Below are 19455 nucleotides of genomic sequence, written 5' to 3'. Positions count from 1 at the left end.
CCTTCAGGTGTCTCGGTATTGGCGAGGTGTAAAACCGGTGGAGGCCTTGAACTGGCGGGTAAACGCGCTGTGGTCGGTATACCCGCACTGCAGCGCCACGTCGGTGATCGGCAGGTCGGTATGCAATAACCGGTGAGCATGTTCCAAACGCACTTTCTGGATCATCTGCCGAGGCGTCAGGTGGAACACACGTTTGCAATAACGCTCCAGCTGCGCCACTGAAATGCCGGCGATACGTGTTAGTTCACCCAAGGTCACGCGGCGGTTGAAGTGGGCGCGGATATGCGCGTCGACGGCGGCCAGGCGTTGGTACGCTGGATGGGTTTCGCTGGCAGATTGCAGGTCCACCGAGATGCCCGCCAGGCCGATGATCGCGCCCTGATGGTTATACAGCGGCCATTTGTGGGTGAGGCACCAACCGCGCTCGCGGGTGCCGTATAGGTGCAGCTCTAGCTGGTCCTCCAGCACAAATCCCTCCTCCAGCACGCGGCGGTCCTGCTCGGTATAGCCAGGGCCCAACTGCGCAGGAAACACTTCGGCGCTGGTCTTGCCCAGCAGTGGTTGCAGCTGTTTCAACCCACAACGTTGCACCAGCGTGCGGTTGGCTAGCAGATAGCGCGCCTGGGTGTCTTTGATAAAGATCGCTGCATTGGGGATCACATCCAGCATCGGCAACAACTGCACCACGCCGGTCATCAGTTGCTCGATGCTTTCGCACTCACAGCAAAGGGTCGCAAACGCGCTTTGCATCATGACTGTTTATCCCCTTCGCTGAACCCTCGACGCGTAGCAGATTGCACCATGCCATAACCGCTGTCGAGCAGAGCAAACTGTGCTGATTTCGTCATCACTGCCGGCAAAAAACATCAATCGCGGCGCCTTCCGCACGTTCACTCTATGGCCACTGCATGCCTATCCAATAACTCACAAGAAGGCGACGCTATGTCAGGTCAAGGCAAATTCAAGAAACAGCTGTCATTGATGGACCTCACCTTTATCGGCCTGGGCGCCATCTTTGGTTCAGGCTGGTTATTCGCGGCCAGCCACGTGTCGGCCATCGCCGGTCCAGCGGGGATTTTCTCGTGGTTGCTTGGCGGTTTCGCGGTGCTGCTGTTGGGCATCGTCTACTGCGAATTGGGCGCCGCATTGCCCCGCGCGGGTGGCGTGGTGCGTTACCCGGTTTACTCCCACGGCCCGCTGCTGGGCTACCTGATGGGCTTCATAACGCTGATCGCGTTTTCCAGCCTGGTCGCCATTGAAGTGGTCGCCTCACGCCAATATGCGGCGGCGTGGTTTCCCGAGTTGACCAAGGTCGGCTCCAGCGACCCGACCACCCTGGGCTGGCTGGTGCAATTCGCCCTGCTGTGCCTGTTCTTCATCCTCAACTACCGCAGCGTGAAGACCTTCGCCATCGCCAACAACCTGGTGAGCGTGTTCAAGTTCATCGTGCCGTTGCTGGTGATTGGCGTGCTGTTCACCTTCTTCAAACCGGCGAACTTCCAAATGCATGGTTTCGCGCCGTTCGGCCTCTCGGGGATCGAAATGGCGGTGTCGGCCGGGGGCGTGATTTTTGCTTACTTGGGCCTGACGCCGATCATTTCGGTGGCCAGTGAAGTGAAGAACCCACAGCGCACGATTCCCATCGCGTTGATCCTTTCAGTGCTGCTTTCCACGGCAATCTACGTGCTGCTGCAAACCGCATTCCTCGGCGGTGTGCCGACGGAAATGCTCGCCAATGGCTGGGCTGGAATCAGCAAGGAGTTGGCGCTGCCCTATCGCGATATCGCCCTGGCGCTGGGCGTGGGCTGGCTGGCTTACCTGGTGGTGGCCGATGCGGTGATCTCACCCAGCGGCTGCGGCAATATCTACATGAACGCCACGCCGCGTGTGGTCTACGGCTGGGCGCAGACCGGCACGTTCTTCAAGATCTTCACGCGGATCGACGAGAAGTCCGGCATCCCGCGCCCGGCGCTGTGGCTGACCTTTGGTTTGTCGGTGTTCTGGACCCTGCCGTTTCCGTCCTGGGAAGCGCTGATCAATGTGGTGTCCGCCGCGCTGATCCTCAGCTACGCCGTGGCCCCCGTCACTGTTGCTGCGCTGCGCCGCAACGCCCCCGACATGGTGCGCCCGTTCCGGGTCAAGGGCATGGCGGTGCTGGGCCCGCTGTCGTTCATCATCGCAGCGCTGATTGTGTACTGGTCGGGCTGGAGCACCGTGTCCTGGCTGCTCGGCCTGCAAATCCTGATGTTTGTGGTGTACCTGCTGTGCGCCCGCTGGGTGCCCACTGCGCACCTCAACCTCAAGCAACAGGTGCGCTCGTCAGCCTGGCTGATCGGCTTCTACGCAGTAACGATCCTGCTGTCCAAGCTCGGCAGTTTTGGCGGCATCGGCGCCATCAGCCACCCCTTCGACACCGTTGTCGTCGCCGTCTGCGCACTGGGCATCTACTACTGGGGCGCAGCCACTGGCGTACCGGCGCACCTGGTGCGACTGGAAACCGAAGACGACGAAAGCGAAGCCGTCAGCGACGCGCATTACAGCGCCCCGCTGTCCCCCGCCACCCACTGATTGGAGCGTTTTATGAAGCGACTGCATGTGATCGACTCCCACACCGGCGGCGAACCGACCCGCTTGGTGCTCAACGGCTTTCCTGAGCTGACCGGCAACACCATCGCCGACCAGTTGCACAGCCTGCGCACCGACCACGACCAATGGCGCCGCGCCTGCCTGCTGGAGCCCCGTGGCAACGATGTACTGGTAGGCGCGCTGTACTGCGCGCCGGTGACCCCTGGCGCGACGTGCGGCGTGATCTTCTTCAACAACGCTGGTTACTTGGGCATGTGCGGCCACGGCACCATCGGCCTGGTGGCATCGCTGCACCACTTGGGCCGCATCGCGCCGGGCGTGCACACCATCGACACCCCCGTGGGGCCGGTTGCCGCGACACTGCATGCAGACGGCTCAGTCACGCTGCGCAACGTGCCTGCGTACCGTCATCGCCAACAAGTGTCCGTCGATGTGCCAGGCCACGGTGCGGTGCTGGGAGACATCGCGTGGGGCGGCAACTGGTTTTTCCTGGTGTCCGACCACGGTAAACGCCTGCAGATGGAAGACGTCGACGCCCTCACCGACTACACCTGGGCAATGCTCAAGGCCCTGGAAGATCAAGGCATCCGCGGTGCCGACGGTGCACTGATCGACCATATCGAATTGTTCGCCGACGACGCCCATGCCCACAGCCGCAACTTCGTGATGTGCCCCGGTAAAGCCTATGACCGTTCGCCATGCGGCACCGGCACCAGCGCCAAGCTGGCGTGCCTGGCGGCCGACGGAAAACTCGCACCCGGTGAAAACTGGGTTCAAGCCAGCATCACCGGCAGCCAGTTCGAAGGCCGCTATGAATGGGACGGCGAGCACATACGCCCCTTTATCACTGGCCGCGCCTACATGACCGCCGACAGCACCTTGCTGATCGACGAGCAAGACCCCTTCGCCTGGGGCATCTGAGCCCCTCTCAATTTGACTGAACGTTCCAAGGAGTTAGAACAATGAGCGACAACATCTTCACCGGTTGCATCCCGGCCCTGATGACCCCGTGCACCCCACAACGCAAGCCTGACTTTGACGCGCTCGTTGCCAAGGGACGCCAACTGATCGATGCCGGCATGAGCGCCGTGGTGTATTGCGGGTCCATGGGGGACTGGCCGTTGCTCACCGAAGCCGAGCGCCAGGAAGGCGTGGCGCGCCTGGTGGCGGCCGGCGTGCCCACCATCGTCGGTACCGGTGCGGTAAACAGCCGTGAGGCAGTGGCCCATGCAGCGCACGCCGCCAAAGTCGGTGCCCATGGCTTGATGGTAATCCCTCGCGTGCTGTCCCGTGGCGCTTCGGCTACCGCGCAAAAGGCACACTTTTCGGCGATCCTCAACGCCGCACCGAACCTGCCGGCGGTGATCTACAACAGCCCGTACTACGGCTTCGCCACACGCGCCGATCTGTTCTTCGAACTGCGTCGCGAACACCCGAACCTCATCGGCTTCAAGGAGTTCGGCGGTGGCGCCGATCTGCGCTACGCCGCTGAACACATCACCTCCCAGGACGATAGCGTGACCTTGATGGTCGGCGTGGACACCCAAGTGGTGCACGGCTTCGTCAACTGCAACGCCACCGGCGCGATCACCGGTATCGGCAACGCCCTGCCCCGCGAAGTGCTGCAACTGGTGGCCCTGAGCAAAAAAGCCGCCAAGGGCGATGCCAAGGCGCGCCGCCTGGCCCGTGAACTCGAAGCCGCGCTGGCCGTGCTGTCGTCATTCGATGAAGGCTGCGACCTGGTGCTGTACTACAAGCACCTGATGGTGCTCAACGGCGACCAGGAATACGCCCTGCACTTCAACGAGACCGACGTACTCAGCGATGCCCAGCGTCGTTACGCCGAAAACCAATACGCACTGTTCCGCCAGTGGTACGCCAACTGGTCGGCCGAGCAAAACGTCGACTGATGCACTGCGTGCCGCTGTGACTCCCACAGCGGCCAACCCTCTTTTTTCCAGGACGAACCCATGACTCTGACGGGCAAGATGCTGATCGGTCAGCACTCCCTTTCCGGCAATCGCGAGGCGATCCGGGCGATCAATCCCGCCACGGATGCCGCATTGGAACCCGCCTATTTGGGCGGTAACGGCGAGCACGTTGCACAGGCTTGCGCATTGGCGTGGGCCGCCTTTGATGGTTACCGCGAAACCACCCTTGAGGCACGTGCTGCCTTTCTTGAAAGCATCGCGGTACAGATCGAAGCGCTGGGCGATGAACTGATCGACCGCGCTGTTGCCGAAACCGGCCTGCCGCGTGCGCGCATCCAGGGCGAACGCGGCCGTACCTGCGGACAGTTACGCACCTTCGCCCGCACCGTACGTGCCGGCGAATGGCTGGATGTGCGCGTGGACCCGGCGCGGCCCGAGCGCCAGCCCCTGCCGCGCCCGGATCTGCGCCAGCGTCATATTGCGCTTGGCCCGGTGGCCGTGTTTGGCGCGAGCAATTTCCCGCTGGCGTTCTCGGTGGCGGGCGGTGATACCGCGTCGGCGTTGGCTGCCGGATGCCCGGTGGTGGTCAAGGCCCACAGCGCCCATCCCGGCACCAGTGAACTGGTGGGCCGTGCGGTTGCACAGGCGATCAAGGCCTGCAACATGCCGGAGGGCGTGTTTTCTCTGTTGTATGGCTCGGGCCGCGAAGTGGGCATTGCGTTGGTCACCGATCCACGTATCAAGGCGGTGGGGTTTACCGGTTCGCGCAGCGGTGGTGTTGCACTGACTCACGCCGCACAGGCGCGGCCCGAGCCCATTCCGGTGTATGCGGAAATGAGTTCGATCAACCCGGTGTATCTGTTCGGGGCAGCGCTCGAAGCACGAGCCGAGGCGCTGGCCCAGGGTTTTGTAGCCTCGTTGACCCAAGGTGCCGGGCAATTCTGCACCAACCCCGGTTTGGTGATTGCGGTTAAAGGGCCGGCGCTTGATCGTTTTATCAGTACAGTCAGTGAGCGCCTGCCGGGCTGCGCGGCGCAGACCATGCTTACCCCTGGCATTTACAGTGCGTACGCGTCTGGCGTCAGCGCCTTGAGCCAGCACGCGCATGTCGCGGCAAAAGGTCAGGCGGCAGACGCTCCGAACCAGGGCCAGGCGCATGTATTCGTCACCCGAGGCCAAGCGTTTTTGACCAACGAACACCTGCACGCCGAAGTATTTGGTTCGGCGTCGTTGATTGTGGTGTGTGCCGACATGGATGAAGTTCGCCAAGTCAGCGAACACCTGGAAGGCCAACTCACCGCCACCTTGCACCTCGACGACGCTGATCTGGCAAGCGCCAAAGTCCTGCTACCGGTGTTGGAACGCAAGGCCGGTCGGCTGCTGGTTAACGGCTGGCCTACGGGTGTTGAAGTCAGTGACGCCATGGTCCACGGAGGGCCTTTCCCTGCCACTTGCGACTCACGCAGCACCTCGGTGGGCACGGCCGCCATCCACCGGTTCCTTCGGCCGGTGTGCTACCAGGACTTTCCGGACGCGCTGCTCCCCAGTGCGCTGCAACACAACAATCCCTTGCTGCTGCGGCGTCTGCTCGATGGCCAGAGAGAGGCCTAGGCCATGTCCGATCCCAATATCGTAGTGGTCGGTGCCGGTATTGTCGGTATCGCCTGCGCCCTGCAGTTGGCTCGCCAAGGCAAGCAGGTGGTGGTGATGGATGCTCAAGAACCGGGCATGGGCGCGTCCTATGGCAACGCCGGTCACCTGGCGACCGAGCAAGTGTTTCCCATCGCCGACACGTCGATCCTCAAGCGCCTGCCCGCCATGTTGCTGGACCCGATGGGCCCGCTGCGCCTGGACTGGAAATACATGCCCCGCGCCCTGCCCTGGTTTATCCGCCTGCTGCTGAACCTGCGCCCGGCGCATTACCAGCGCACGGTGGCGGGCATTCGCGCACTCAACGAAGGCAGCCTGGGTGCCTGGCAGCGCCTGCTGCACAGCATCGAACGCCCGCAGTTGCTGCGCGAGGACGGCTCACTGCTGGTGTTTGAACGCCCCGACTCGCGAGCGGCGCTCGATGCCTTGCAACAACGCATGCGCCAGCAGCAGGTGCCAGTGGATTTTTGGTCAGGTGACACTATTCGCCAAGCTGCACCGCAACTGAGCAACAACATTCAAGGTGGGCTGTTTTTTCCCGCTACCGGGCATTTTCTCGATCCGTACCACGTGGTGTGCGAGCTGGTGCAAGCCGCCAAGGCCCACGGCGTGCAATTTCTTAAACGTCGCGTACTTGATGGCCGGGTAGAAGCGCACGGTGTATCGCTGAACACAGATCAAGGCCGTGTGACGGCAGGCCAAGTGCTGATCGCCTGCGGCGCTCATTCGGCCAAGCTCACCGCTGCGCTGACCGGTAAGAAGGTGCCGCTGGACACTGAGCGCGGCTACCACCTGATGCTGCCCCACGAACACAATCGCCTGCCGTTTGCCGTCACTTCATTGGAGCGCAAGTTCATCATGACGCCCATGTCCGGTGGCCTGCGCCTGGCAGGCACCGTGGAGTTCGCGGGCCTGGAGCGCCCGGCGAACATGGAGCGTGCCTGGCAGTTGCACCGGTTGAGCAATGGGTTGTTCCGTGAAGAATTGAGTGCACAAGACGCGACGCCATGGATGGGGTTCCGGCCTTCATTGCCGGACTCGTTGCCGATTATTGACCGGGTGTGTGAAGGCAAGGTGTTGCTTGCGTTTGGGCATCAGCACCTGGGGTTGACGCAGGCGGCGGTGACGGCGGAGATGGTGGGGAGGTTGGATGATCCGCTGCGGATGCAGGCTCCGATATCAGCGTTTGGGCCATATCGGCTGGACCGGTTCTGAAAAATACAAACCGTTTGATGGCTGCGGTACCCGCAATGACTGTGTAGACGGGTCCACTGCCATCAGCCCCCAATGCCGCCTAGCCCCTGTAGTGAGCGGGCTTGCCCCGCGCTGGGAGGCAACGCCGCCCCAACAAAAACGCCACGGTGTGTCAGGTACACCCGCCGTTGCTGGGATTAGGGCGGCTTTGCCCCCTAGCGCGGGACAAGCCCGCTCACTACAAAATGCAGCCCGGTGCCGCATTTTGATTCGAGGCTACTTCACCAACCGCTTCTCCTTCGAAGGGCGATATCCGAAATATGAGCTGTAGCACTTGCTGAAATGACTCGGCGACACAAAACCGCATGCCACCAACACTTCCACCTGGGACAACTCCGTGTGCTGCAGCAACCGCCGGGCCTCGGTGACGCGCAGTTCCATGTAGTAACGCTGCGGCGTGGTGCCCAGTTGTTCCTTGAACAGCCGTTCGAGCTGGCGGCGCGAGCGGCCGGCGTAGACCGCAAGTTGGTCCAGTTCCAGAGGTTCTTCGAGGTTGGCGTCCATCAGCTTGACCACTTCACGCAAGGGCGCGCTGACGCTGACGTTTTCGGTGGGCTTGATGCGCCGGTAGCGCGACTCTTCAAACGCCAAAATATCTTCGATGCCTTCGACCAGGGCTTTGCCGTGCAGGCTCTTGATCCAGTCCAGGGCCATGTGGAACGCGCCCGAGGGGCTTGAGGCGGTAAGACGGTCGCGGTCTATGACGTAAGGTTCGCTGGTAACCTGGGCGGCCTTGGACACTTCCGCCAGCGCCGGGCGATGTTCGGGGTGGATGGCGCAGCGGTAGTCTTGCAGCAAGCCGGCGCGGCCGAGGAACCATGAGCCGTTCCACAAGCCAGCCAGGCTGATGCCGTGTTCGGCAGCGCTGCGCAGCAGTTGGATGAACTCTTCGCCCGCCTTGAGTTCGGTACGAAAACCGCCGCAGATCACCAACAGGTCAAGCGCTTGCAACGCCACGCCGTCCAGGCGCGCATCGGGGCGAATGACCAATCCCAGGTCACTGATCACTTCACCGTCGCCACAACCGAAGGTGCGTGTGGCAAACAGGTCGGGGCGCAACAGGTTGGCGGTAATGAGGGTGTCGAGGGTCTGGGTGAATGCAGGCAGGGAAAAGTGTTCGAGCAGCAAGAAGCCGACGCGGGTAACCGACGTCGGCTGCTGGGTTTCGTTGAGGTAGCGCAGGTTCTTGCCCTTCATGCCACCGCTGAATTGACGTCTTTCCATCGAGGGTCAGCCCACTTTTATTGTTGATGCAGTGGGCGCCATCTTAGAGGATTGGCGCCCCGAATCGGCGAAATCGTGGCATCCAGTGATCCAGGATCTGCGCGGAGGCGAGGATATGGTGCGCGTGCCCGATCAGCAACCGGCGCGGCACAAAGCCGATGTACCGCGAATCAGCGCTGTTATCGCGGTTGTCTCCCAGCATGAAGTAATTGTCGGCAGGCACTACCACTGGGCCGAAGTCGCGCATTGCACGCACCTGCGGCATGATTTGTACCGTGCGCTGGCTGGTCGCGGCCTGCTCGGTCAGTTTGATCGCGGGGATGAATTGGCCTGGTGCCACGCGCTCGCTGAAGGATTGCGCGTCGGCGTAGCTGGCCGGCACGCCGTTGACCCACAACACCTCGTCCTTCATTTGCAGCGTGTCGCCGGGGATGCCGACGATGCGCTTGATCAGGCGCACACCGTCCTTGGGCGAGGTAAAGGTGACCACGTCGCCGCGTTGCGGGTTATCCAGCTTGACCAGCGAAATATCGGTGAGGGGTAGCTTGAGGTCATAGGCCACGCGGTTCACCAGCACCACATCCCCCTCGACCAGGGTTGGGCGCATGGAGCCGGACGGAATAGGGTTCCAGTCAGCCAGGGACGTTCGGAACATGCCGAAGCACAGCCAGAAGATAATGACGTAACGGTATTTGCTCAACCAGCGTTGCATATGTCCTCGCACGACGAAAGCGGCCTGAAGCCTGATGCCAATTCTCACTGTTGCGTAGGAAGATTACAGGTTGTCGGGCGCCATACAACGACTAAAACACCGCCCACCTGGCTGATCTTTAGAAACCCGGCCCAACGCGCAACCCTTGGCACAGCAGTCACAGCTGCATCTGATACGGTTTTTTGAGTGTTATCTGCGCCTGTACCGAAATCTGCACTGCGCGGACAATAGCGTCATGCCCGACACGCTTGTCGAGTGCGACAGGAATGTCCCTGCCGCTCCCCTTCCCTTCGGAGGCCTTATGACCAAGATGGCACTTTTCCTGTTCGGCTTTTTGGTATTGACCATCGGCATCGGCCTGCTGGCAACCATTTCGCCGGTCTGACACTTAGCTCGCAAACAACATCGGATACAGCGACAGCACCAGCAAGCCGGCCATCGACCAGTTGAACAGCCGCAGCCAGCGCGGTTCGCGCAATACATTGCGCAAGCCCGTGCCACAGCCAACCCATACGCACACGCTGGGCAAGTTCACTACTGCAAACACCAAGGCGATCACCAGCACGTTGGTGACGTAACCCTCGGCCGGCGTATAGGTGGTGATGGCGCCCAGCGCCATGATCCACGCCTTGGGATTGACCCACTGGAACGCGGCCGCGCCAAGGAAGGTCATGGGTTTGCCATGCTCATCATTGCTATCGGACATGCCGCCCGCCGTCGCAATCTTCCAGGCCAGGTACAGCAGGTACGCCGCGCCCACGTAGCGCAAGACCGTGTAGGCCCACGGAAACACCTTGAACACCTCGCCCAGGCCGAGCCCCACCGAAATCACCAACAACATGAACCCCACACTGATGCCCAGGGCGTGGGGCATCGAGCGGCGAAACCCGAAGTTCACCCCCGATGCGAGCAACATGGTGTTATTGGGGCCAGGCGTGATCGAGGACACGAAGGCGAACAGCACAAAAGCCGAAAGCAGGCTGGTAGACATGAACATGGTGCGGCATCCAAACAGGGTGAAGTGCCTGTGACAGTAGTGGGTTGCCGCCCCCGCCGCCCCGTACAGCTAAGCGCGGATCGAGGCGTACACTTTTGCGCAGTCCAGAAACGCCCGGCACGGGACTGCGGTGTGTTCGAAGCACGACGGATTTGGCTTATAACAGCGCGTCTCAGGCCAAGAGCCATTGGATTGCCTTCACTGATCGGTATACTCGCCCACTTAACTTGAATCTGTGCTGAACACATCACGAAAGGACGCACGATGAGCAACTACCTGGAACGGGCAATCACTGGCCTGCGCACGCTTGGCATCAACCTGCTGCAACCTGTCCAAGACGCCCCGGTGCTGGTCCTGCTCGACCGCGTCGCCCAGTACGACACCAGCAAAGTCACCGCCATCGCAGCGGTATTGCAACAGTCCACCGCGTTCAACAGCATGGTGCGCGAGCAGATTGAAGGCATGGATATCTCCGCGCGCTTCATGGACATCACCCAACGCTTTACCTCGATCCGTGAAGACGCCGCCGCGATGGCCGGCTGGATGGACGACGGCCGCCTCGACACCCTGGAAAAACTCAAGCTGAGCTGGATGAACCTGCGCCGAGGCTCGATCCCCAGCCGGTTCAATGACATCCGCGACAATTACCTGCAGGTGTGCAAATCGGCCAACGACCAGATCGCCCGGGAAAGCGTGATCCTGGAGTCCTACATGGACTTTCGCATGGCCATGAAAGCCGCTGAGGTCGACGCCCAGCATGTGCTCAGCGTGGCGGCCCAGGCATTGGAGCAACGCACCCTGGCGCTGAACGATGCCAACGCTGAGGTCACTGCCGCCGACCAGCTTGAACCCGCCCAGCGTTCGGCCCAGGAACTGCGTCGCGACGAAGCCGTGCGCGCGCTGCAAGACGAGGACAAGCGCTACCAGATCGTCAAGGACATCGCCGACGACCTCAAGGTGGGCTACAACACTGCCGAAATGGTCTTTGCACGGATCAACCAGGTGCATGTGATCAAGGAGCGCCAATACCAGCGCATGGTGTCGTTCTTCTCCACCAATGAAGTGGTGCTCACCGGCCTGGCCGTGTCGTTCACCAGCAACAGTGGCTTGGCCGAAGCCACCCACACGCTCAACGCCACCACCGACGGCATCAGCAAAGGCCTTGAAGCCCTGGGCAGCACCGGCAACCAACAGTTGGAAGCCGCTGTAAAGGCCAGCTATGGCTCGACCATCAAGGTCGATTCGGTGCGCGCGCTGGCAGACGCCACCTTGAGTTTCCAGACCGACATGCATGGCCTGACCGAGACCTACCGCGTGGAATCGAGCAACGCTTCACGCGACATCGCCGACGCGGTCGAGGAGTCCAAACGCAAGTTTGCTGCCCTGCTGAGCAAGGCCGCCTGATGAGTAAAGTGCTGCTTAGCGAACAGCTCGGTGCCATGGCGCGGGTGGATCAACTGCGCCAACACCAGAACGAAGTAGACGAGTATCTGAGCCTGCCCCAGCGCCGCGCCGAAGTCGCCGCGCGTATCCGCGAGTACTACCAAAACAACGGCGTACAGTTCACTGATGCGCAGATCGACCAGGGTGTGCGCGAGTTTTTCGCCGGTCGGCTGGTGTTCGAGGCACCACCACTAGGGCCGCTTGCGCGGTTGTGGAGCAAGGTGCTGCTCAACCGCAGCAAGGGTATTCGCCTGCTGCAGTACCTGGCGATTGCCGCGCTGGCGGTGCAATGCACGCGCGTGGTGTTGCAGGACAGTCAACACAAGCAAGCGGCCCAAAGCGTTTCAGAATCGGTGAAACCATGACGCCCGAAACCCTGATCGGCCTCGCCGAACGTAATTCGCGCAATGTCGAACTGATGAAGCGCACCACCGAACAAGAGCTGTCCGACCTGACCTGGCAGCAACTGGCGCTGGAGCAAGATATCTCCACGCGCCTGGGCAGCATCGCGGCACTGCACCTGGAGCATGGCAACGCTGCCGACAGCCAGGTCAGCGTTGCCCTGCAAGCCCGTAAAGACGCCCGCGAACAGTTGGACCAGCAACTGCAAGCCGCCGAGCAACAGGTTGCCGATGCCCTGGCCGCCAAGCAGGCGGCACAGGCCCGCTACGAGGGTATCGACCAACAAGCCCGTGAGCGGCTGGAGCAGGACCCGGAATATGCGCGGCAAGTCGCGCAGCTCGACCAAACACAGGCCGAACACCGCGAACACATCAGCGGCTACCTGGAGTTGCGCGAGGAATACGCGAAAAAGCGCCCGACGTTCGACGCGGACCCGATCTACTGCTACTTGCGCAGCCATCGTTTTGGCACCGAGCACTACCAGCGCAACCGCCTGCATTTGGCGATGGACCGCTGGCTGGCCAAGCAGGTGAACTACACGGCAAACCGCAAGAATGAACTGAGCCTGATCGCCATGGGCGAGCGCAACGAATCGCTGCAATTGGAGCGCCAAACGCTTATCGAACAGTTGAGTAGCAGCATTGACGCGCAGCTACAGCAAGCGCGCGAACAGCTGGGCCTCACCGCATTGCACAGCGACGTTTGCGCCACCGACGCGGCTATCGACAACGCCAAGGCCCGCGCCAATACCCTGCAAAAACAATTGGCCGACTATGCACTCAACCAGGACCCGCATTACCTGCGTACCCGCGAGCTGCTCACCGAACAGTTGAAGACCCGCAGCCTCGGTGAGCTGGTGGACCTCGCCAGCCAGACCCCGGACACCGCTGATGACCGAATCGTCGAGCAACTGCAAACCCTGCACGTGCGCCTGTTGAGCATGAAGGCGGACCAGGCGGCATTGAAACAGCATCAACAAGCGCTGCAAACCCGCTACGAGCGCGCCAAAGAACTGCAACGCAAGCTGCGCAACGAGGCGTTTACCGGCAGCGATGTCTACTTCGACCTGTCGACGGACTTCGAGGAGTTGATGGCGCGCTACATGGAGGGCGACGTGACGCTGGGACGGTTGATCGATGCGCTGAACCAGGCTCGTACGATCGTGCGGCGCAGCCAGGCGGCGGCGCAGCGCGGTTTCGTTAGCGCGACCACCACCTCATACAGTTTCACCACGACCACCGTAACGGCTAGCAGCGCCGCCGGGAAATCTGACGGCTTTTGAGTGCCGTGCCATTGGAGGGCTTGAACCATGAGGCTGTTTCGATTCATCGCGTTGGCTGCCCTGCTTGGGCTGCCTTGCGCAGTACTCGCTGAGCCGCAGATACAAGTGGGTTTTTCACCCGAGGGGTCGGCACGCCAATTGGTACTGGACACCATCGGCAGCGCCAAAAGCAGCATCCAAATGCTCGCCTACGCGTTTCAAGCGCGAGACATCACGCAGGCGTTGGTAGAAGCCAGGCAGCGCGGGGTGGATGTAAAAGTGGTCATCGACAAAAGGCGCAACCTGGGTAAAGCCAGCAAGTCGGCGATGGATTTCGTGGCGCGCAATGGCGTGCAACTGCGTACCAGCGACCATTTTCACTTGCAACATGACAAGCTGATCATCGTCGATGGCAACACCGTGCAAACCGGTTCATTCAATTACGCCCCATCTGCCGAGACCGCCAACTCCGAGAATGTGCTGGTCATTCGTGACATGCCCGAAGTCGCCAGCCAATACGTTGGACATTGGCAATCGCGCTGGGATTTTGGTGTCCCTTACATCGTGATAAAGCGTTGAATTAACCGTAGCGCTTTCACAAACCTTTCACAGACGCGGGCCTATGGTGGATCTAGCTCCTAATGAACATCCCTTTAGCCCGCACTCCCCATTGCGGGCTTTCTTTTGCCCGCTATTTGTCGCGGGCAAAAAAAGAGGCAAGCCACTGCACGTGACTTGCCTCTTTTTTTCCTAATTAGTAGCGCGGGCCGCCACCGCCGCCAGGGCCACCGCCTTGTCCGTGCCCGCCACCACCACCACCACCACCACCACCACCACCACCACCCGGTGGTGGCATGAACATCCAGCAGCCCGACAAGGACGACAACAACGCGACAACAACCGCCGCCTTAGTTAGGTAATTCAACTTCATGACCACACTCTCTACTCAACGAGATTAACTTCTCGCTGGGTAAGACAGTGCAAACTCAAGTGCGTCACGGCTTTCGTGTAACTTGATGGTAGGGTTTGTATGCATAACGGTACACCGTGCAACGTTTAAAACCGCGTTAGTTACCGTGCCCTAACGCTGATTGCGTAATTGCACCAAGCCTTCCAACGTGAAACGCGCCTGCGTCAGCACCACCTCGCGCACCAATTCCATCTCTTTCTCGCCGATCTGCGCCCAGTCCAGTGCGGCAAGCAACTTGGGTTTCTGCACGCGGAACGCCAACCCTTGGGTAAACAGCGCCATCGAGTGGATCACGGTGCGCTCATCTTCCACGGCAAAGCCCGACAACCGCGCAATCAACAACCGGATCACGCCGCTGATACGCGCCTTGAACCGCTCATCGAACGCCATCGTCGCGCTTTCCGGGCACAACCCGGCCTGGTGGCGATCGAGGAACGCGCGCCAGGCCGTCGCTTCCGGACTGTCCTGAATAGTCGACACCACCGTACCCAAAATGCCCAATGACGCCTCGATCAGGCTGTTGTCCTGGCAGTTGTCATCGGCCAGCGCGTGTTCGGCAGCCTCGACGCTAGGTGCCATCTTGCGCCACAGCAAGGTGATCAGGTGCTCGACACATTCCAGGTACACGCCTTCCTTGCCGTCGAAGTAATACTGGAGCGCGGGCGCGTTGACCCCGGCGGCGGTGGCGATATCGCGGGTGGACGCACCGTCGTAGCCACGCTCGCCAAAGACCACAACGGCGGCCTCGATGATTCGCGCCCGGGTTTCTTCGCCGCGTTGGTATCCACCCTCGGCAGCGGGTTTATGTCGTGCCATGTGCAACTCCTTTCAGATCTCGGACCAAAATATACCAGTTGACAAAAATTCGCGAAAAAAGGAATTTATTCCATCTGATATAAATCTGGAGTGACCTTGATGTCCGCTGCACTTCCCTCCCCTCAGGTCATTCCTGAAGAAACCGTCAACGGCCAACGCGGCCAGGCTCGACGCATCCTGCTCACCCTGGCGGCCATTGCGGCGGTGATCGGCGTTACATGGGGCGCCTGGTGGTGGATAACCGGGCGTTTTATCGAGACCACCGATGACGCCTACCTGCAAGCCGACAGCATCAGCGTGGCGCCGAAGATCAATGGCTACGTTGCCCAAGTGCTGGTGACCGACAATCAACAGGTCAAGCGCGGCGACGTGCTGGTACGCCTGGATGCGCGTAAATACCAAGCCGTGAGTGACGAAGCCACCGCGACGATTGCCGCACGCAATGCCGACTTCGCCAAGGCCGAAGCCGACCTGGTGCAACAGGATTCGACCATCGCCGAAGCCCGCGCCCAACTGCAGGGAGCCGAAGCCGATGCCCAGCATGCCAAGACCGAAGTAGCACGCTACGCACCACTGGCCCGCTCCGGTGCCGAGCCGGAAGAACGCCTGGCGCAGTTGAATAACCAACTGGCCCAAGCCCGCAGCACGGTAGCGGCCAAGCAAGCTGCACTGCGCTCCAGTCAAACCCGCTACGGTACGCTCCAGGCTCAACTCAAGCAGGCCCAGGCGCAACTCGGCGTGGCCAAGGCCAGCGAAGCGCAAAGCCAATTGGATGTGGACGACGCGGTCATCCGCAGCCCGCTGGATGGTCGCGTAGCCGACCGTGGCGTGCGTGTCGGCCAATACGTGCAGCCCGGCACACGCCTGTTGACCGTGGTACCCATCAGCTCGATCTACCTGACCGCCAACTACAAGGAAACCCAGATCGGTGCCATGCGCCCTGGCCAGGCCGTCACCGTGCATGTCGACGCCCTGCCCGGCCGCGACCTGCAAGGCCATATCGACAGCCTGGCCCCCGGCACCGGCGCACAGTTCGCCCTGTTGCCGCCGTCCAATGCCACCGGCAACTTCACCAAGATCGTCCAACGCGTACCGGTGCGCATTGCCCTCGACGTGCCGGACGACCTGCGCGCGGCATTGATGCCCGGTCTCTCGGCAACGGTGGAAGTAGACACTCGCACCCACGGCGCGGACGCCAACCATGGCTGAAGCGACAATGACCGGCGTGGCAGCGGACAAACCGCGCAACGCCTCGCTGACCGACTGGATCGCTGTCGCCGCAGGCGCCTTGGGTGCGCTGTTGGCGACCCTGGACGTGTCGATCACCAACTCCGCATTGCCGCAGATCCAAGGCCAGATCGGCGCAACGGGCACCGAGGGTACCTGGATTGCCACCGGCTACCTGATGTCGGAAATCGTGATGATCCCCCTCGCCGCCTGGCTGACGCGGGTCTTTGGCCTGCGTCGGTTCCTGATTGGCACGGCGTTGATGTTCACGTTCTTTTCGATGTTCTGCGGCCTGTCCGCCAGCCTCGGCGCGATGATCGCCGGACGCATCGGCCAAGGGTTTGCCGGTGGCGCGATGATTCCTACCGCGCAAACCATCGTGCGCACCCGCCTGCCGCCCCATCAGATGGCGATCGGCATGACCATGTTCGGCATGACCGTTATCCTCGGCCCGCTGCTGGGCCCAGTGATTGGCGGCTGGCTTACAGAAAACATCAACTGGCGCTGGTGTTTCTTTCTCAATCTGCCCATCAGCATTGCCCTGATCACCCTGCTGATCACCGGCTTGCCCAGCGAGCGCATGAACCTGCAACGGTTCATCAGCGCCGATTGGCTGGGCATCCTCGGCCTGGCAATGGGCTTGAGTTCGCTCACCGTGGTGCTCGAGGAAGGCCAGCGTGAGCATTGGTTTGACTCGCTGCTGATCACCTGGCTGAGCATCGCCACCGTGGTCGGGTTTTTCCTGATTGCCGTGGGGCAATTTCGCTCCGCCACGCCGATCCTGCGCTTGCAGTTGGTGCTCAATAAAAGCTTTGGCAGCGTGCTGTTGATCGGCACGGCCGTGGGTGCAGGCCTGTATGGCACGGCGTATCTGGTACCGCAGTTCCTCGGGATCTTGTCTGGCTATAACGCGCAGCAGTCGGGGTCGATCATGTTGCTGTCGGGTATTCCGGCATTCCTGCTGATGCCGATCCTGCCTCGCATGCTCGGCCGTTACGACCTGCGCTGGATGGTCGGCGCGGGCCTGCTGCTGTATTGGGCCAGTTGCTTTGTCGATACACAGCTGACTGCCGACAGCGTTGGCCATGACTTTATCTGGTCGCAGTTGCTGCGCGGCTTCGGGCAGATCCTGGTGATGATGCCCCTCAGCCAATTGTCCATGCGTTCGGTCGACACCAAGGACGCCGGCGATGCATCCGGGCTCTACAACATGTCGCGTAACCTGGGCGGCACCATCGGCCTGGCGTTGCTCGGCGTGCTGATGGACCGGCGCAGTCATTTCCATGACGACCGGCTGCGCGAGGGAATCCTGGCCAACAGCCAACTGGCTCAGGACCAAATGGCGAGCAACACCGCCAGCTACCTCGCGCAAACCGGCGATGCCACCACCGCCTCGTTGCAAGCGATGGCCCAGTTGGCCAACGACATCGCGCGCCAGGCCTCGGTCATGGCCTACAACGACGCGTTTTACGTACTGGGACTCGCAATGCTGGCGTGTCTGCCCCTGATCTTCATCCTGAAAAAGCGCACGGTACAGTCATGACTCTTCGCTCCCTTCCCCTGTTTTTCACGGTCGGCTTGTTGTCCGCCTGCACGGTGGGCCCGGACTACCAAGGCGCACCGGATGTCGCCCCCAAAACCCTGGCAGCCAGGCAGTTGGCGCATGCCGACAGCACCGCACCGAGTGCGCCCGCGGTTGCCCAATGGTGGCGCACGCTGGGTGACAGCCAGCTGAATGAATTGATCGACCAGGCGCTGCACAACAGCCCGGACATCGCCACCGCCCGGGCGCGCTTGAAACAGTCCCGTGCCAGCCTCAGCGGCGCCCGTGCCGACAGCATGCCCAAGGTCACCGGCGACGCGGCGATGTTGAAACTGCGCTCACCCGACACCTCGGCCCTGGGCGGCAGCAGCGGCGGTCGCGGCCCATTGAGCCTGTACCTTGCCGGCTTCGATGCGAGTTGGGAGGCCGACCTGTTCGGCGGCACACGCCGTGCGGTGGAAGCGGCGCAAGCCGAAGCCGACGCCTCCCAGGCACAGCTTGCGGACGCCCAGGTGCAACTGGCCGCTGAGGTGGTGCAAACCTACACCGACCTTCGCGACCAACAGGCGCGACTGGCGCTGGTAGACGCCAGCGTCGACATCGAACACCAGGCCCTGGACCTTACTCAACAACGGCGCGAGCGTGGCGTGGCGTCCCAACTGCAACTTGAACAGGTACTGACCCAGGCCGAAAACACCCAGGCGCAACGCCTACCCTTGCAAGCGTCCATCGTCGAATCCCTGGATCAACTGGGCCTACTTTGCGGCCTGGAACCGGGCGAGCTGGATAACCGCCTCGCCACCGCCAAAGCCTTGCCGACGATTCCCGGCGTGGTGCCAATCGCAGACCCGGCCGCCCTCCTCAAAGCCCGGCCCGACATCCGTATCGCCGAACGCAAACTCGCCTCCAGCAACGCGCAGATCGGCGAAAAAACCGCAGACTGGTTCCCCAAGCTCAGCCTGATGGGCGACCTGTCATTCTCCGCCAGCGACCCCGGCCACCTCGCCCGCAAAGACAACGGCACTTGGCTGATCCTGCCGCGCCTGACCTGGAACGTGCTGGATTTCGGCCGCGTGGCCGCCAGCGTCAAAGGCGCCGAAGCCGGCCGCGACGAAGCGCTTGCCCAGTATAAAAGTACGGTATTGGGGGCACTGCGCGACGCCGATGTAGCCTTGGCGCGATACGGCCACCAGCGGCAAAACGTCGTGTTGTTGCGCAGCGTCGAGTCATCAGCCGTGCGTGCCGCAGACCTGACACGCCAACGCTATCGCGCAGGTACCGCGAGCACGCTGGACTGGCTGGATGCTGAGCGTACGCGTTATCAGGCACAGGAAAGCCGGATTTCAGGGGATGCGGAGTTGCTGAAGGATTTTGCGTCGCTGCATAAGGCATTGGGGTTGGGGTGGACGCTGTAACCCAAACCACAACCTGCCATTGGT

Annotated in this window: 19 protein-coding genes; 13 read left to right on the top strand and 6 right to left on the bottom strand. The window is 61.6% G+C overall.

Features of this window, described 5'->3' with window-relative positions:
• Positions 1–3 precede the first annotated feature (3 nt).
• Positions 4–753, bottom strand: coding sequence for an AraC family transcriptional regulator (locus CFE47_RS02650; RefSeq protein WP_286835374.1), 750 nt, complete (start codon positions 751–753; stop codon positions 4–6).
• Positions 754–942: 189 nt separating this feature from the next.
• On the opposite strand from CFE47_RS02650, the gene CFE47_RS02645 reads away from it, so the two are divergent.
• Genes CFE47_RS02645 through CFE47_RS02625 form a run of 5 tightly spaced genes read left to right on the top strand, consistent with a single transcriptional unit; the run spans position 943 to position 7382 of the window.
• Positions 943–2568 (top strand): APC family permease, encoded by a 1626-nt coding sequence (locus CFE47_RS02645; RefSeq protein ID WP_286835373.1) that lies wholly within the window; start codon positions 943–945, stop codon positions 2566–2568.
• Between the two features lie 12 nt (positions 2569–2580).
• On the top strand, positions 2581–3507 hold the full coding sequence (locus CFE47_RS02640; RefSeq protein WP_286835372.1) for a 4-hydroxyproline epimerase: 927 nt from the start codon (positions 2581–2583) through the stop codon (positions 3505–3507).
• 41 nt (positions 3508–3548) lie between these two features.
• Positions 3549–4496: a dihydrodipicolinate synthase family protein gene (locus tag CFE47_RS02635; protein ID WP_286835371.1), complete on the top strand. Its 948-nt coding sequence runs from the start codon at positions 3549–3551 to the stop codon at positions 4494–4496.
• A gap of 60 nt (positions 4497–4556) precedes the next feature.
• A complete protein-coding gene (locus CFE47_RS02630) occupies positions 4557–6128 on the top strand; it encodes an aldehyde dehydrogenase (NADP(+)) (RefSeq protein WP_286835370.1) in 1572 nt (523 codons plus the stop codon).
• A 3-nt stretch (positions 6129–6131) separates the two neighbouring features.
• A complete protein-coding gene (locus CFE47_RS02625; protein WP_286835369.1) occupies positions 6132–7382 on the top strand; it encodes an NAD(P)/FAD-dependent oxidoreductase in 1251 nt (416 codons plus the stop codon).
• A 255-nt stretch (positions 7383–7637) separates the two neighbouring features.
• On the opposite strand, the gene souR is transcribed toward CFE47_RS02625, so the two are convergent.
• Together souR and lepB are read right to left on the bottom strand one after the other, a co-directional pair.
• Positions 7638–8618 (bottom strand): transcriptional regulator SouR, encoded by a 981-nt coding sequence (gene souR, locus CFE47_RS02620; RefSeq protein ID WP_286835689.1) that lies wholly within the window; start codon positions 8616–8618, stop codon positions 7638–7640.
• A gap of 70 nt (positions 8619–8688) precedes the next feature.
• Positions 8689–9357 (bottom strand): signal peptidase I, encoded by a 669-nt coding sequence (gene lepB, locus CFE47_RS02615; protein WP_286835368.1) that lies wholly within the window; start codon positions 9355–9357, stop codon positions 8689–8691.
• A 235-nt stretch (positions 9358–9592) separates the two neighbouring features.
• Between lepB and CFE47_RS02610 the strand changes: the two genes are divergently transcribed.
• Positions 9593–9742 carry a hypothetical protein gene (locus tag CFE47_RS02610; protein WP_286835367.1) on the top strand — a complete coding sequence of 50 codons (150 nt, stop codon included), beginning with the start codon at positions 9593–9595 and terminating at the stop codon, positions 9740–9742.
• Positions 9743–9745: 3 nt separating this feature from the next.
• Here CFE47_RS02610 and CFE47_RS02605 read toward each other — a convergent pair whose 3' ends face one another.
• Positions 9746–10354, bottom strand: coding sequence for a LysE family translocator (locus CFE47_RS02605; RefSeq protein ID WP_185705836.1), 609 nt, complete (start codon positions 10352–10354; stop codon positions 9746–9748).
• A gap of 264 nt (positions 10355–10618) precedes the next feature.
• On the opposite strand from CFE47_RS02605, the gene CFE47_RS02600 reads away from it, so the two are divergent.
• Genes CFE47_RS02600 through CFE47_RS02585 form a run of 4 tightly spaced genes read left to right on the top strand, consistent with a single transcriptional unit; the run spans position 10619 to position 14039 of the window.
• On the top strand, positions 10619–11758 hold the full coding sequence (locus CFE47_RS02600; RefSeq protein WP_286835366.1) for a merozoite surface protein 3b: 1140 nt from the start codon (positions 10619–10621) through the stop codon (positions 11756–11758).
• Positions 11758–12162, top strand: a complete 405-nt coding sequence (locus CFE47_RS02595; protein WP_286835365.1) for a DUF6384 family protein — start codon at positions 11758–11760, stop codon at positions 12160–12162. The genes CFE47_RS02600 and CFE47_RS02595 overlap by 1 nt, the downstream gene beginning before the upstream one ends.
• The gene (locus tag CFE47_RS02590; RefSeq protein WP_286835364.1) at positions 12159–13481 is read left to right on the top strand and encodes a coiled-coil domain-containing protein; all 1323 of its coding nucleotides are present in this window, start codon (positions 12159–12161) and stop codon (positions 13479–13481) included. The genes CFE47_RS02595 and CFE47_RS02590 overlap by 4 nt, the downstream gene beginning before the upstream one ends.
• Before the next feature lie 27 nt (positions 13482–13508).
• Positions 13509–14039: a phospholipase D family nuclease gene (locus CFE47_RS02585; RefSeq protein ID WP_286835363.1), complete on the top strand. Its 531-nt coding sequence runs from the start codon at positions 13509–13511 to the stop codon at positions 14037–14039.
• Between the two features lie 175 nt (positions 14040–14214).
• On the opposite strand, the gene CFE47_RS02580 is transcribed toward CFE47_RS02585, so the two are convergent.
• A complete protein-coding gene (locus CFE47_RS02580; RefSeq protein WP_286835362.1) occupies positions 14215–14391 on the bottom strand; it encodes a hypothetical protein in 177 nt (58 codons plus the stop codon).
• A 150-nt stretch (positions 14392–14541) separates the two neighbouring features.
• Entirely contained in the window at positions 14542–15246 is a 705-nt protein-coding gene (locus tag CFE47_RS02575) for a CerR family C-terminal domain-containing protein (RefSeq protein ID WP_286835361.1), read from the bottom strand.
• A 99-nt stretch (positions 15247–15345) separates the two neighbouring features.
• Between CFE47_RS02575 and CFE47_RS02570 the strand changes: the two genes are divergently transcribed.
• From CFE47_RS02570 to CFE47_RS02560, 3 genes are read left to right on the top strand one after another with little or no spacing between them, the layout of a single operon-like run.
• Positions 15346–16455 carry an HlyD family secretion protein gene (locus CFE47_RS02570; protein ID WP_286835360.1) on the top strand — a complete coding sequence of 370 codons (1110 nt, stop codon included), beginning with the start codon at positions 15346–15348 and terminating at the stop codon, positions 16453–16455.
• Positions 16448–18016, top strand: a complete 1569-nt coding sequence (locus CFE47_RS02565; protein WP_185705820.1) for a DHA2 family efflux MFS transporter permease subunit — start codon at positions 16448–16450, stop codon at positions 18014–18016. Before CFE47_RS02570 ends, CFE47_RS02565 begins: the two co-directional genes overlap by 8 nt.
• Complete coding sequence (locus tag CFE47_RS02560) at positions 18013–19431, top strand: efflux transporter outer membrane subunit (RefSeq protein WP_286835359.1); 1419 nt, start codon at positions 18013–18015, stop codon at positions 19429–19431. The genes CFE47_RS02565 and CFE47_RS02560 overlap by 4 nt, the downstream gene beginning before the upstream one ends.
• Positions 19432–19455: the final 24 nt, after the last annotated feature.

Source organism: Pseudomonas sp. PGPPP1 (assembly GCF_002255865.1).
Lineage (GTDB): Bacteria > Pseudomonadota > Gammaproteobacteria > Pseudomonadales > Pseudomonadaceae > Aquipseudomonas > Aquipseudomonas cremoris.
This window is presented reverse-complemented; position numbering and strand designations above follow the sequence as displayed.

Excerpts from the sequence above, each read along its gene's own strand:
- CFE47_RS02650 (WP_286835374.1), bottom strand. The coding sequence starts at position 753 with ATGATGCAAAGCGCGTTTGCGACCCTTTGCTGTGAGTGCGAAAGCATC.
- CFE47_RS02645 (WP_286835373.1), top strand. The coding sequence starts at position 943 with ATGTCAGGTCAAGGCAAATTCAAGAAACAGCTGTCATTGATGGACCTC.
- CFE47_RS02640 (WP_286835372.1), top strand. The coding sequence starts at position 2,581 with ATGAAGCGACTGCATGTGATCGACTCCCACACCGGCGGCGAACCGACC.
- CFE47_RS02635 (WP_286835371.1), top strand. The coding sequence starts at position 3,549 with ATGAGCGACAACATCTTCACCGGTTGCATCCCGGCCCTGATGACCCCG.
- CFE47_RS02630 (WP_286835370.1), top strand. The coding sequence starts at position 4,557 with ATGACTCTGACGGGCAAGATGCTGATCGGTCAGCACTCCCTTTCCGGC.
- CFE47_RS02625 (WP_286835369.1), top strand. The coding sequence starts at position 6,132 with ATGTCCGATCCCAATATCGTAGTGGTCGGTGCCGGTATTGTCGGTATC.
- souR (WP_286835689.1), bottom strand. The coding sequence starts at position 8,618 with ATGAAGGGCAAGAACCTGCGCTACCTCAACGAAACCCAGCAGCCGACG.
- lepB (WP_286835368.1), bottom strand. The coding sequence starts at position 9,357 with ATGCAACGCTGGTTGAGCAAATACCGTTACGTCATTATCTTCTGGCTG.
- CFE47_RS02610 (WP_286835367.1), top strand. The coding sequence starts at position 9,593 with ATGCCCGACACGCTTGTCGAGTGCGACAGGAATGTCCCTGCCGCTCCC.
- CFE47_RS02605 (WP_185705836.1), bottom strand. The coding sequence starts at position 10,354 with ATGTTCATGTCTACCAGCCTGCTTTCGGCTTTTGTGCTGTTCGCCTTC.
- CFE47_RS02600 (WP_286835366.1), top strand. The coding sequence starts at position 10,619 with ATGAGCAACTACCTGGAACGGGCAATCACTGGCCTGCGCACGCTTGGC.
- CFE47_RS02595 (WP_286835365.1), top strand. The coding sequence starts at position 11,758 with ATGAGTAAAGTGCTGCTTAGCGAACAGCTCGGTGCCATGGCGCGGGTG.
- CFE47_RS02590 (WP_286835364.1), top strand. The coding sequence starts at position 12,159 with ATGACGCCCGAAACCCTGATCGGCCTCGCCGAACGTAATTCGCGCAAT.
- CFE47_RS02585 (WP_286835363.1), top strand. The coding sequence starts at position 13,509 with ATGAGGCTGTTTCGATTCATCGCGTTGGCTGCCCTGCTTGGGCTGCCT.
- CFE47_RS02580 (WP_286835362.1), bottom strand. The coding sequence starts at position 14,391 with ATGAAGTTGAATTACCTAACTAAGGCGGCGGTTGTTGTCGCGTTGTTG.
- CFE47_RS02575 (WP_286835361.1), bottom strand. The coding sequence starts at position 15,246 with ATGGCACGACATAAACCCGCTGCCGAGGGTGGATACCAACGCGGCGAA.
- CFE47_RS02570 (WP_286835360.1), top strand. The coding sequence starts at position 15,346 with ATGTCCGCTGCACTTCCCTCCCCTCAGGTCATTCCTGAAGAAACCGTC.
- CFE47_RS02565 (WP_185705820.1), top strand. The coding sequence starts at position 16,448 with ATGGCTGAAGCGACAATGACCGGCGTGGCAGCGGACAAACCGCGCAAC.
- CFE47_RS02560 (WP_286835359.1), top strand. The coding sequence starts at position 18,013 with ATGACTCTTCGCTCCCTTCCCCTGTTTTTCACGGTCGGCTTGTTGTCC.